13 protein-coding genes are annotated in these 11,737 nt (G+C 51.3%); 8 read left to right on the top strand and 5 right to left on the bottom strand.

Annotation, left to right across the window (positions count from 1 at the left end; translation table 11 throughout):
* From TJ79_RS17355 to TJ79_RS17345, 3 genes are all read left to right on the top strand, one after another.
* Nucleotides 1-479: GDP-mannose 4,6-dehydratase (locus tag TJ79_RS17355; RefSeq protein ID WP_040951614.1), on the top strand; the 479-nt coding region annotated here is incomplete at its 5' end.
* Nucleotides 480-502: 23 nt separating this feature from the next.
* Nucleotides 503-2,077: a UDP-glucose--hexose-1-phosphate uridylyltransferase gene (galT, locus tag TJ79_RS17350; RefSeq protein WP_040951613.1), complete on the top strand. Its 1,575-nt coding sequence runs from the start codon at nt 503-505 to the stop codon at nt 2,075-2,077.
* Between the two features lie 211 nt (nt 2,078-2,288).
* A complete protein-coding gene (locus tag TJ79_RS17345; protein ID WP_040951612.1) occupies nt 2,289-2,672 on the top strand; it encodes a DUF1499 domain-containing protein in 384 nt (127 codons plus the stop codon).
* 69 nt (nt 2,673-2,741) lie between these two features.
* Here TJ79_RS17345 and tpx read toward each other — a convergent pair whose 3' ends face one another.
* Nucleotides 2,742-3,260 (bottom strand): thiol peroxidase, encoded by a 519-nt coding sequence (gene tpx, locus TJ79_RS17340; RefSeq protein WP_040951611.1) that lies wholly within the window; start codon nt 3,258-3,260, stop codon nt 2,742-2,744.
* A 151-nt stretch (nt 3,261-3,411) separates the two neighbouring features.
* On the opposite strand from tpx, the gene gltC reads away from it, so the two are divergent.
* Entirely contained in the window at nt 3,412-4,317 is a 906-nt protein-coding gene (gene gltC / locus TJ79_RS17335; RefSeq protein ID WP_040951610.1) for a glutamate biosynthesis transcriptional regulator GltC, read from the top strand.
* 127 nt (nt 4,318-4,444) lie between these two features.
* Here the strand turns inward: gltC and TJ79_RS17330 are convergent, their stop codons facing one another.
* Both TJ79_RS17330 and TJ79_RS17325 read right to left on the bottom strand, forming a co-directional pair.
* Nucleotides 4,445-5,131 (bottom strand): zinc metallopeptidase, encoded by a 687-nt coding sequence (locus TJ79_RS17330; RefSeq protein WP_040951609.1) that lies wholly within the window; start codon nt 5,129-5,131, stop codon nt 4,445-4,447.
* 36 nt (nt 5,132-5,167) lie between these two features.
* The gene (locus TJ79_RS17325; RefSeq protein ID WP_040951608.1) at nt 5,168-5,599 is read right to left on the bottom strand and encodes a MerR family transcriptional regulator; all 432 of its coding nucleotides are present in this window, start codon (nt 5,597-5,599) and stop codon (nt 5,168-5,170) included.
* Nucleotides 5,600-5,892: 293 nt separating this feature from the next.
* On the opposite strand from TJ79_RS17325, the gene TJ79_RS17320 reads away from it, so the two are divergent.
* Genes TJ79_RS17320 through TJ79_RS17310 form a run of 3 tightly spaced genes read left to right on the top strand, consistent with a single transcriptional unit; the run spans nt 5,893 to nt 9,164 of the window.
* Nucleotides 5,893-7,281, top strand: a complete 1,389-nt coding sequence (locus tag TJ79_RS17320; RefSeq protein ID WP_040951607.1) for an ammonium transporter — start codon at nt 5,893-5,895, stop codon at nt 7,279-7,281.
* A 37-nt stretch (nt 7,282-7,318) separates the two neighbouring features.
* Entirely contained in the window at nt 7,319-8,389 is a 1,071-nt protein-coding gene (locus TJ79_RS17315; RefSeq protein ID WP_081756968.1) for a DUF294 nucleotidyltransferase-like domain-containing protein, read from the top strand.
* A gap of 40 nt (nt 8,390-8,429) precedes the next feature.
* The gene (locus tag TJ79_RS17310) at nt 8,430-9,164 is read left to right on the top strand and encodes an exonuclease domain-containing protein (protein ID WP_040951606.1); all 735 of its coding nucleotides are present in this window, start codon (nt 8,430-8,432) and stop codon (nt 9,162-9,164) included.
* A gap of 131 nt (nt 9,165-9,295) precedes the next feature.
* Here the strand turns inward: TJ79_RS17310 and TJ79_RS17305 are convergent, their stop codons facing one another.
* Nucleotides 9,296-10,588, bottom strand: a complete 1,293-nt coding sequence (locus TJ79_RS17305; protein ID WP_040951605.1) for an MFS transporter — start codon at nt 10,586-10,588, stop codon at nt 9,296-9,298.
* 137 nt (nt 10,589-10,725) lie between these two features.
* Between TJ79_RS17305 and TJ79_RS17300 the strand changes: the two genes are divergently transcribed.
* Nucleotides 10,726-11,313: a TlpA family protein disulfide reductase gene (locus tag TJ79_RS17300; RefSeq protein ID WP_040951604.1), complete on the top strand. Its 588-nt coding sequence runs from the start codon at nt 10,726-10,728 to the stop codon at nt 11,311-11,313.
* A gap of 71 nt (nt 11,314-11,384) precedes the next feature.
* On the opposite strand, the gene TJ79_RS17295 is transcribed toward TJ79_RS17300, so the two are convergent.
* Nucleotides 11,385-11,737, bottom strand: a 353-nt coding sequence (locus TJ79_RS17295) for an alpha-isopropylmalate synthase regulatory domain-containing protein (protein ID WP_040951603.1), incomplete at its 5' end; no start/stop codon positions are given.

The raw sequence follows: 11,737 nt of genomic DNA, 5'->3' as shown, positions 1-11,737 counted from the left end.
CGGCTGGTGCTCATGAAAACGGCCAAATCGGTGAAGACCATCAGCCGGAAACCCATCTGATCCCGCTCATTTTGCAGGTTCCTTTGGGAAAACGGGACTATATCTCGATTTACGGCGACGATTATCCTACGGAGGATGGCACCTGCATCCGCGACTACTTGCATGTAACCGATCTTGCCGACGCCCACGTCCGCGCCTTGAAGCGGTTACGAGAAGGCGGCGAAAGTTCCATTTACAATTTGGGCAGCGGCAAGGGCTACTCCGTTAAAGAGATGATCGATGTAGCCCGTCGTGTAACCGGTCATCCGATTCCGGCGAAGGTAGAGCCCCGCAGAGCCGGCGATCCGGCCGTTCTGGTCGCTTCCTCGGCCAAAGCGGAGCGGGAGTTGGGCTGGAAGCCGCAACGGGACAGCCTGGAAGCGATTATTGAGTCCGCCTGGAAATGGCATCAGAGCCATCCCGACGGCTACGAAAAGTAAAACCGAAGGGTGGATTCAACAAAATGACTGAAGGCAGCACGACGAACACAAAGGATATCCGCTACGAAATCGCCCGTTTAGTCGAATTTGCAGTACACTGCGGAATGCTGGAAGAACTCGATCGCATCCCTGCCAACAATGCGCTCCTTGACCTGCTTCAGGTCGAGGAGCCTTATGCTGGGCAGGCTCATTTCGAGCTTCCGGAAGGTCCCGATTCGATTTTGGATGGTATTTTGGATTATGCGGCTGAGAAAGGCCTTTTGCCCGATAATACCACCACTTACCGCGACTTGATGGATGCCCGCATCATGGGGCTTCTGATGCCGCGCCAATCGGAAGTGGCCAGTCGTTTCGCTGCTTTGGCTGCGGAATCACCGGAGCTGGCGACGGACGCTTTTTACAAGATGTCCATCGATGCTAACTATATCCGTATGGATCGGATTCGCAAAAATCTGTACTGGCTTGCGCCAACGGAATACGGCGATCTGGAAATCACGGTGAACTTGTCCAAGCCGGAGAAAGATCCGAAGGAGATTGCGGCGGAACGCAACGCTCCCCAAAGCAGCTACCCTAAGTGCCTGCTGTGCGTGGAAAACGTCGGCTATGCTGGACGCATCAATCACCCGGCGCGGCAAAATCACCGGATCATCCCGCTTGTATTGGATAACTCCCAATGGTATTTTCAATATTCGCCTTACGTTTACTACAATGAGCACAGCATCATTTTGTCCAGCCAGCACGTTCCGATGAAAATCAGCCGCAATACCTTTGTGCGCCTGTTTGACTTCATCGATCAGTTCCCGCACTATTTTATCGGCTCTAATGCGGACTTGCCCATCGTCGGCGGCTCGATCCTGAATCATGACCATTTCCAGGGAGGTCGTCATGTTTTCCCGATGGAGCAGGCGCCGGTGGAAGCCAAGTTTACCCGTTCCGCCAATCCCGGCGTACAGGCAGGCATCGTCAAATGGCCGATGTCGGTCATCCGGCTGGCAGGCAAGGACCGGAACGAGCTGATCCAGTTAGCCGACGAAATATTGACGGCATGGAGAGCGTACACCGATGCGGATGCGGATATTCTGGCGCATTCCTCCGTGAACGGGGTATCCGTTCCCCACAACACAATTACTCCGATCGCTCGGATTAATCAAGATGGTAACTACGAGTTCGATTTGGTGCTGCGCAACAACCGGACGACGGAAGAGCACCCCCTGGGAATCTTTCATCCCCACGCCGATTTACACCACATCAAGAAAGAAAACATCGGCCTGATCGAAGTCATGGGCCTTGCCGTATTGCCGGGACGTTTGCAGCAAGAAATGAAAGAGATTGCTACTATTCTCGCTTCGAATGATTCGGCTGCTGCGGCAGCTCCAGAGAAAGCCGATCATCCTCTCCATGCCCACGCTACCTGGATTGGGCAACTGGCGAATCAGTACGGCAAGCTGACGGAAGAAGCTGCCCTGGAAACCGTCAAGCGGGAGATTGGTCTGAAGTTCATGCGCGTCCTGATGGATGCCGGCGTTTATAAAAGAACGGAGTCCGGCCAGCAAGCATTCAGACGGTTCTTGCAGCAAGTGGGTTTCTCAGAAAACTAAACCGCAGTTCGGAAAGATCCTTCCGGAGTGACCTATTTTCATGAAGAGACCGCTCCAGTTTCCGCTTTTTCAGCCGACTTGTGGCTCGAGTTTGAGCGTAGATCAAGCCCCTTCCGCTTTCGACAAAAGAATGTTAAGATTAAAGATATAGGCGTACCTTTTCTTTATTTTTAGAAAACATATGTAAGGAAGTTTGAGGAGGGGCAAGGCGTTGCTGAAGAGAACTTTAATCGGGGTGCTTCGCAGTTTTGACACAACCGGTGAGAATGCCAAGGATCCTGCGTTGAAGACCAAGCATTATAGGCTCTCTAAAGACAAACTGTGGGATGAAGTCACCAGTTTGTTGAAGAAGCTGAAAGGTTACAATGTCCTGCATGAAGTGAAGAACGTAGGGGAAATCGTCGTGGAGAAACGCACGATGAGCGGCCGCAGACAAGACATCACGCTGACACTGTTCGCATTAGGGCCAATGGAATCAGCCGTGGATATTTATTCGGCTTCCCGGGGGAATCTTGGAGACCTGGGCTCCAATTATCGAACCATTCTTGAGATCTACAGACATTTGGACAAGCGGCTCGCTTCTCATAAAAAGTAATGCGCTCACAATAAATAAAGCCCCTGAGCTAGATACTAGCGTTCAGGGGCTTTTGTTTCTGAATCGTCTTTAGACTAATGCTTTAACGGCGGCGACTGCCTTTTCATAATCCGGATGATCGGTCATTTCCGACAGGTATTCCACGTAGGTAACCTTGTCGTTTTCGTCCAGGACAAAAATGGAACGCATGAGCAAACGAAGCTCTTTGATCAGCACGCCATAGCCGACCCCAAAGGAAGTATCCTTGTAGTCTGACAGCGTAACCACTTTATCCGCGCCTGCAGCGCCGCACCAGCGGGCTTGAGCCATGGGCAAATCGTTGCTGATCGTCAAGATGACGACATTCTCGCCCAAGCTTGCGGCTTCTTGATTGAAGCGGCGGGTTTGCGCGTCACAGACTCCGGTATCCAAAGAAGGAACGACGCTGATCAGCTTGATCTTTCCTGCGAAATCCTTCAGGGAAGCTGTTTCTACCAGGTTTTTGTTTACGGTGAAGTCGGGTGCTTGATCGCCAACCTTCACTTCCTCGCCGATTAGGGTGAGAGGACTGTCTTTTAACGTTGCAACTCCAGTTCTTTCTTGAGCCATGAACCTGTTTCCTCCTTCAATAGGGTATAGGATCCTCCATAGGGCTTGCGCAAAATGCGATTTGTCGTAAGAATGGAGTTAATAGATGGATGCTTGTTTATTATAATATGTTTAAAAAGCACTTGTCCAATTGGGGGAAAGAGGTTTTAACTTGGAACTGCGACAGTTACAATATTTTATCAAAGTAGCGAATAAGCAGCATATGACCCATGCGGCAGAGGAGCTTCACGTCGCCCAGTCGGCTGTGAGCCGGCAGATTCATCAGTTGGAAAAAGAATTGGGCCTCGCACTCTTCATGCAGCGGGGCAGGAATCTGATGCTCACCCCGGCAGGCAAGCTTTTTCAAGCTAGAGTGGAAAGCATATTAGGCGATTTGGATCGGGCGGTGCGGGAAGTTCATGAGTATCTCGATCCTAGTCTGGGCGAAATTCGCATCGGGTTCCCTCACAGTTTGGGCATAAACCTGCTGCCGACGGTCATCGCAGATTTCAAGCTTACCCATCCGGGCGTGAAGTTCCGTTTACGGCAAGGCACGTACAACAGTCTGATTCGCGACGTCGTCAACCGGGAAACCGATTTGGCTTTCATTTCCCCCTTTCCAGAAGTTCATGATCTTGTATGCGGCGATCTATTGCTCACCGAAGAGCTTTGGGCGGTGCTCCCGCCCCAGCATCCATTAGCCCATCTTGAAGAGATTGAGCTGAGAGAGCTGAAGGACGACTCTTTTGTCGTTTTTAGCGAGGCTTACTCGCTTCGCGCCATCGTGCTTGCGGCCTGTAAGAAGGCCGGTTTTACGCCGAATATCGGATTTGAAGGGGAAGAAACGGATACGATTCGCGGTTTGGTGGCAGCCGGTATGGGTGTCTCTTTGCTGCCTGCGATGGCATTGACGGAAACTTCTCCGCTTCAGCCGGTTAAGGTGCGCTTGTCCTCGCCTAAAGTGACCCGAACCATCGGCTTGATTCACCGCAAAGACGAATCCTTGCCGCCGGTGGCGGAGGTGTTCCGGCGCTACTTGCTGGAAGGAATAAAAATGACGCTAGGGGCAGCGGAGTAGACGGGAGTTGCCGGTAGCGTAAAAACTTGACATTGAAAGCGAAAAGTCTCGGTCTTAAGATGGGATCCTCTCCGGAATCCGCTATCTTAAGCCGAGACTTTTTTAATTGAAAAGGGATGATGTCGGATTAGTCGTTGCGTTGATTGAAAATGCCGACGAAGCGCAACAATTGCAGCAGAGAAACCAACGCGGCAGCTACATAGGTAAGAGCAGCGGCGTTCAGCACTTTGTTGACGCCTTGTCTTTCTTGCGGCGATACGAAGCCGTAGGTGACCATCTGCTGCTTCGCCCGGTTGGTTGCGTTGAATTCCACGGGCAGCGTCACCAGTTGGAATGCGACGGCGGCGGAGAAGAAAATGATGCCGAGCAAGATCAAATTGGAGAAGGACAAAATGATACCGACAATAAGCAGAAACGGTGCGATGCCGGATGCGAAATTGACGATAGGAAACATGCGGTGGCGCAAAACCAGCATCGGATAATGAACTTTATGCTGCACCGCGTGTCCGACTTCATGACATGCGACGGAAATGGCGGAAATGCTGCGTTCGTGATAGACGGCCTCGGAAAGCCTGACGACTTTTTTTGTTGGATCGTAGTGATCGGAGAGCACTCCGGGAATGGGTTCGATTTGAACATCATAAAGCCCGTTATTATCCAGCATCCGTCTCGCCGCATCGTAACCGGTCATACCGGATTGGGCGGGAACTTCCGCATAACGGTTGAAAGTGCCTCTAACGCGGAAAGATGCCCACATCGATAGGCCAAAGGCAATTAAAATAAGCAGAAACATGGGGTCGTTGCCCAAATACATATTCTCATCCTCCGGTCATAATATTGAACTGATTAATTAGAACGGGCTGCCGTTTCCAATCAGGAGGAGTAACGCTTCAATGCAAGCGGCCGTTTGCGGCTTGAGAAATTTGAAGACCTGTCTGGCTTGCTTCGGTTTGAGATTGCGTACAAGGGGATCCAGCTCGTGAATATCCATCTCCACTTGGCGCAGATGGGCTTCCAACTCTGCCAGCTTCCCCGCCATCTGATTTTCCCGAGGCATCCGGTCCCAGTCCTGCATCCGCTGCCTGATTTCCTCCAGCGTGTATTTATCCCGCTTCAAAGCTTCTATACGTTGCAAACGCTCCAAGGTTTCATTGTCATAATACCTGTATTTCGATTCAGTTCTCATGGCGGGCTGGATTAATCCGATATTCGTGTAATAATCGATTGTTCGTTGGCTGATCCCCGACATTTTAGCCAGTTCCCCAATCCGGTATAGCTCCATGTATCTCCAGGCTCCTTTAATGTAGCTTCCCCTTATTCTGTATGGTCTCAGGGTTATTTTAAGCCCATCATAATGTTTTTAACCGGAACCGTCAAACCTGACATGAATGGATGATATGCTCATTAATCAGCCGTTTTTTTGTTATATGTAACAAATTAAGTTATTATAACTGACTCATGTCAATTATTTACCTAATTTTACAAATAAATTGATTGCAAATTCTCATATAAAGAAATATAATGACTTCAGAATTAGATTTGTGTTATAAAACCTTACATTGGGAGTGGTTGGCAATGTGGAAAAAGCTTGTGTTTCCTGCGATTGTCATGCTTTTGCTCTTCCCGGGAATGGCCTTTGCGGAAGATGCGACAGCGGGGCAGCTTCAAGCGGCTATCAACTCGGTTTGGGTCATGGTGGCGGCGGTTTTGGTTATCTTCATGCAAGCCGGTTTTGCTTTACTTGAAGCAGGTTCCACCCGAATGAAGAACGCCGGGCACGTCGCCGGCAAAACCGTTCTCACCTTCGGCATCTGCGCCATCGTCTTTTGGGCGATCGGCTTCGGTCTTGCCTTCGGTGACGGCAACCAATTCTTCGGCACGACGGGATTTTTGCTGGACGGTACGGAACATCAGGCTGCCGCGGCCTTCAGTTCCCTCTCCGCCGCCGACATTCCGATCTCCATCAAGTTCCTGTTCCAACTGGCATTTGCCGGCGTATCCCTGGCCATCGCCTGGGGTGGTTTCGCCGAGCGTGCTAAACTCCCTGTGTATTTCATCTTTGGCGTGTTGTTCACCATTGTCATCTATCCTATCGTAGCCCACTGGGTATGGGGCGGCGGCTGGTTATCCAAACTGGGCATGCAGGACTTTGCCGGTTCCACCGTCGTTCACCTGCAAGGCGCGACTGCGGCGCTGGTTGCTACCATCCTATTGAAGCCACGGATCGGCAAGTTCAATAAGGACGGTTCAGCCAACATGATTCCTGGGCACAGCCAACCCCTCACGGTTCTCGGCGTCATCATTCTTTGGATCTGCTGGTTCGGCTTTAACGCAGGCAGCACCTTGTCGGCCATGGGCGACGGCTTCTTCGGCTATGTGGCTCTGACCACGAATCTGGCTGCAGCGGCAGGCGGCGTAGCGGCTCTGCTCATTTCCTGGATGTATTTCGGCAAAGCCGACATTCCGGCCATGCTCAACGGCGTGCTGGCAGCCCTTGTCGCCATCACGGCGGCTTGCGCCTTCGTAGAACCATGGGCGGCTATCGTTATCGGCGCCTTGTCTGGCATCATCACCTTCTTTACCTCCCAATGGTTTGAAAAGTGGGGATTGGACGATCCCATCTACGCCTTCTCCGTTCACGGCATCGCAGGGATTTGGGGCACCCTTTCCACCGGGTTGTTCGCTACTTCCGCGCTTGCCGAAAAGGTTGGAGTAGGTAAAGCCGGACTCTTTTACGGCGGCGGATTGCATCAGCTAGGCGTTCAAGCGTTGGGTGTCTTCGGAGCCTTTGCCTTCGTTCTCGTACTGAGCTTTATCATCCTTTATATCATCAAGCTGGTCATCGGTCTCCGGGTAACGGAAGAAGAAGAAATATTGGGTCTTGACTTAAGCGAACACGGCAATTACGGTTATCCTGAGCACATGAAGAGCGCTGCTGAGGCCAATAAAACCCTTCAAGCCTAAGCCGCTTTTCTGGACATCATTAGACGAGGCAAGGGGGATGGCTGTGGGCAATTCGGGCTTCGATTTTCAAGCGGAAGATCAAATCGAAGAAGCGGAACGGGCGGATGAACTGATGAATATCCGCCGCCGCGTGGCGGAGGCGCTGCAGGGGCATTCCCCTGCCGCGTTTCCGCTGCATTTTAACGAAAACGTGAATTCTTGGCACGATCGGGTAATTGCCAGGGCTGTTGTTCTGGCGGAAAAGGAATTGGCCGATGAAGGAATGGGAGTTCCTCCCGTTCCTTATGCATTTATTGTAATGGGAAGCAGCGGTAGACGGGAAATGACGCTGTGGAGCGATCAGGATAACGGATTGATTTATGCGGATGTTCACGAGCAGGATCGGGAAAGGACGGAGCGGTACTTCCGGCGGTTGGGCAATGTAATCGTCCAGGAACTGGAGCAAGCCGGATATCCTCCTTGCGAAGGCGGAGTCATGGGGCGCAATCCCATGTGGCGAAAATCCGTGTCCGAATGGAAAGCGATGTTGAACGGCTGGATTGACGATCCGACATGGGAAAACCTGCGATATTTTCTCATTGTGGCGGATATCCGTTGCCTTCACGGGGAGTCTCGGCTGTCTGAAGAAGTGCATGATCATCTGTATGCACTTGTTGCCGGGCATTCTCATCTTTTGCCCCGTATTCTGGAACAATCGTTATACCGTAAGCCGGCTTTAGGGCTGTTTGGGAATGTTCTTACCGGAAGGTATGGGGAAGCAACGGGGAAAATCGATGTGAAGTATGGCTTATATCTCCCCTATGTCAACGCCATTCGCTTTTTGTCTATCCGTTACGGGATCAAGATTACCTCGACAGAGGGGCGACTGAATCAATTACTAGAGAAGAAGATCTTACCTGCGTCTCAGGAGCCGGTTTTAATCGAAGCGCTGTCCACTGCCTTGATCTTCCGCATGACCGCATCTTTATCCCTGGAGACGGACCATAAAAATCCTTCCTACCTGTTGACGCTGAAAGAATTGGACTTGCATCGCAAGAAAGAACTGAAAAAAGGGCTGATCGTGGCCAGAATGCTGCAGAGATCAGCGACCCGCAGCTCGCGCATATAACCTTAGAAGAAAGAAGGAGCAGTAGTGGAGGTGGAGGAATGTGAAACCGGAGCGACCTCCCGGCATGTGGGGCATCTATAAGGCAGGCGGGATTACTCCGGCCGTTGCATCGATCTTTAACCGGGGCAGCGCCCAGCAAATGGCCTTTATACGTTCTGTCATGAAAGAACAGCGGAAACGGCCGCTATTTGAAATTCAATTGGAAACGTTGCAAGCTGTGGTTTTCGATTTGGAGACCACCGGATTTTCTCCTTATAATGGAGATGAGATCATTTCCGTAGGCGCAGTTGCCATTGAGGGGCAGGAAGTGGGCCGCCAGGAAACGTATTACAGCACGGTGAACCCGAAACGAAGGATTCCTGAGGAAGTAGTTGCATTGACGGGACTGACTGATGAAGAGGTATCGGCAGCCCCGGATTTATTGAAGGTGCTGCATGACTTCATGGAATTCATCGGCAGCCGTGTGTTGATCGTTCATGGTAGCGGCCATGACAAAAACTTCCTATCGGCAGCACTTTGGAAAACGTCCCGGACCCAGTTGAACCATCGCATCCTGGATACGATGATGGTTGACCGCTTGTTATATCCGAAACGGCAAAATCGTTCTCTGGACGTGCTTTTGGATATGTACGGAGTTCATATAGACAAGCGGCACCACGCACTGGATGACTCCGTCGCAACGGCTGAGGTGTGGTCCAAGCAACTGGTTGAATTGCTGGATGGGGATATCACAACGCTGGGGGATCTCTATACGAAGCTCAGCGTTTTCAGTTGAAAAAGAGAAAACCCTGCCCAACCGTGGGCAGGATTTTCTTTATAACTTAGCCTTACGTCGCTATAGTAAGCGAGCTCGTCCTGACTCCCGGGTCCCCGCAAAATGCCTGCATAAGCTTCGTCAGGATTGGTTCAAGCGACTTCTGCCTCTGGCTTAATAAGGAAGAAGACGAGCCCCAGAGCGATGAGGGACAGGGACGAAACCGTGATGAACACTAATGGATTGGAACGATCCATCATCCAACTAAACAGCGGCGGACCGGCGGCAACCCCGAGAAAGCGCAGGCTGTTGTACAGGGAGGTAATCATGCCGCGCTGCGATTTTTCCACGGAGCCGGTAATCATCGTATTGAGACAGGGCAGCAGGAGGCCGGTGCCGATGCTGCTTAAGGTAAGCAGGCCGATGAATACATAGAGGTTTCGAAACAAGAAGATGGAAAGGGCCAGGGAGACGGTCATCAGGGCCAGGCCGATGTTCATCAATAGACGCATCAACTTGCCGTTTTTTTTAATCCGGCTGCCGGTTATATAGGAAGTTACGACCATGCCCAAAAGGGGGATGGCGAGAATGGCTCCTTTTAACACACCTATGATGGAATAAGGCGGTTTTTCCAGAATGTTGGACAAGTAGAACAAAACGCCGAACAGCACGAATAAGCTGAGTGATCCTGCGAAAAAAGCGGTGATAAGCCAGCGTCCTTTTTCCTTCAGGTTGGATTTGATATCGTTTAGGTAAGATTTCAGGCTGGGCGGTTTCTGGTTGCGCTTCGGTTCCTTGATCAGAAACAGAATGGCCAGAAGCGACAGGAGGCAAAAGATAGGGAAAGCAAAAAAAGGCGCATACCAACTCCATATAGCAAGCAGGGAGCCGAGAATGGGGCTGACGACTTTTCCCGTTCCGTTGGCCGCTTCGGTTAAGCCTAATGCCCGGCTTTCCGTTGCTCCTTTATACATATCGCCGACTAAAGCCATTGCGATGGAAGAGGTGCCGGCTGCGCCGATTCCTTGGATGGCCCGGGCAATGATAATGATGGTGTAGGATTTCCAGATGGCGCCGAATCCGGCCAGTATGCCAGCCAACCCGAACAGAATAAGCGAGGGAACGAGGACGGTTTTGCGGGTAAAGCGGTCTGACAAATACCCGGATACCGGTATGAATATCGCCGCCGCAACCGAAAAGAGCGTAATGACAAGAGAACTCTGCCCTTTTGATATCCCTAACTTATCCATCATTAATGGAAGGATCGGGACGAGCAAGGAATTGCCCAGCACGAGAACGAGGGGGACGGTGGCGATGGCGATAAATTCCCATACCTGCCCTTTCCCGCCGGATTGGTCTTTGGATTTAGCGACTTTTGTCGTACGTTCGAGACTTATGGAGCTTTCGAAGCTGACGGGAAGCTTGCGGGATTTTGTTTTTTCCAAAGCGATCCCTCCTGACCAATATTGCATCTTCGATACTATTCCCTTTGATGGCGGAACCCATCCCACCGTCTGCCCTGCTGGATTTTTCCTGGATCAGAGGATAATATAGGGAGGAAAGCGTGAGGGAGGTCCACTTGATGAAAAAGAACATAGTGATTGCGATCGTGGTGCTTGTTCTTGTCACCGTCACGATTTACCAATTCCAACATAAGAAAGTCAAGTCGGCTGCCGAAGCGCAGGTAGAGACTGTAGGAGACGATCAGGAGACGATTTCATCTTTGGCGCCAAAGATCGGGAAATCCGCGCCAGCCTTCGCCCTGACGGCTCTTGATGGCAAGGTATATGAGGTGGGCGGCAAACGGAGTAAACCGCTGATGCTCAATTTTTGGGCATCCTGGTGCGGCCCTTGCGAGGAAGAAGCGCCTGAATTGGCGGCAGTGTATGACAAGTACAAAGAAAGACTCGATATGTACGCCGTTAATATGACTGCAACGGATGAAGAACAGAATGTCAAAGCTTTTGTGAAGCAATATGGATTCCGTTTTCCTGTCCTGTTGGATAAAAAAGGGGAGGCTGGCGGCCTCTATAAAATCATCGGCATTCCCACCAGCTATTTAATCGGCGTTGACGGGACCATCACGGCCGTTTTTAACGTACTGGATTCAGGCGATTTGGATAAAAAGCTGCAGTCGTTCCTTAAGGAACAAGAAGAGAAGAGGAGTTAGAAAATGACAAGACCTCCCGGTTCGCCATTAGGTGAACCAGGAGGTCTTTTTCGTTCCGTTTATGCAGCTCTTTACAGATTGACAATCCCGTGGCGTTCCCATAGTTCCGGTTCGACCGCGGCTTTCGTTTTGCCGATAAGCGCGTAGCGAATGCTGTCCACAACCGCCTGCCAGCTGGCCTCGATGACGTTTTCCGATACGCCCACGGTGCTCCAGGAGCTGTTGAAGTCGCTGGTCTCGATAAGCACCCGGACTTTGGCGGCGGTGGCATCCTTCTCGTTCATGACCCGCACTTTGTAATCGGAAAGATGCATGTCGCGGATTTCCGGGTAATACTTCATCAGAGCTTGCCGCAAAGCGTTGTCTAGGGCGTTGACGGGCCCGTTGCCCTCGGCTGCCGTATAAACCGTTTCGCCATGGACTT

Source organism: Gorillibacterium massiliense, assembly GCF_000455485.1.
GTDB lineage: Bacteria > Bacillota > Bacilli > Paenibacillales > NBRC-103111 > Gorillibacterium > Gorillibacterium massiliense.
Note: the sequence above shows the minus strand (reverse complement) of the source record. Positions and strands in the feature narration are given on the sequence as shown.

What these genes read in the sequence shown, in the direction of transcription:
- galT (WP_040951613.1), top strand. Translation starts at nt 503, where the DNA reads ATGACTGAAGGCAGCACGACGAACACAAAGGATATCCGCTACGAAATC.
- tpx (WP_040951611.1), bottom strand. Translation starts at nt 3,260, where the DNA reads ATGGCTCAAGAAAGAACTGGAGTTGCAACGTTAAAAGACAGTCCTCTC.
- TJ79_RS17330 (WP_040951609.1), bottom strand. Translation starts at nt 5,131, where the DNA reads ATGTATTTGGGCAACGACCCCATGTTTCTGCTTATTTTAATTGCCTTT.
- TJ79_RS17325 (WP_040951608.1), bottom strand. Translation starts at nt 5,599, where the DNA reads ATGGAGCTATACCGGATTGGGGAACTGGCTAAAATGTCGGGGATCAGC.
- TJ79_RS17320 (WP_040951607.1), top strand. Translation starts at nt 5,893, where the DNA reads ATGTGGAAAAAGCTTGTGTTTCCTGCGATTGTCATGCTTTTGCTCTTC.
- TJ79_RS17315 (WP_081756968.1), top strand. Translation starts at nt 7,319, where the DNA reads ATGGCTGTGGGCAATTCGGGCTTCGATTTTCAAGCGGAAGATCAAATC.
- TJ79_RS17300 (WP_040951604.1), top strand. Translation starts at nt 10,726, where the DNA reads ATGAAAAAGAACATAGTGATTGCGATCGTGGTGCTTGTTCTTGTCACC.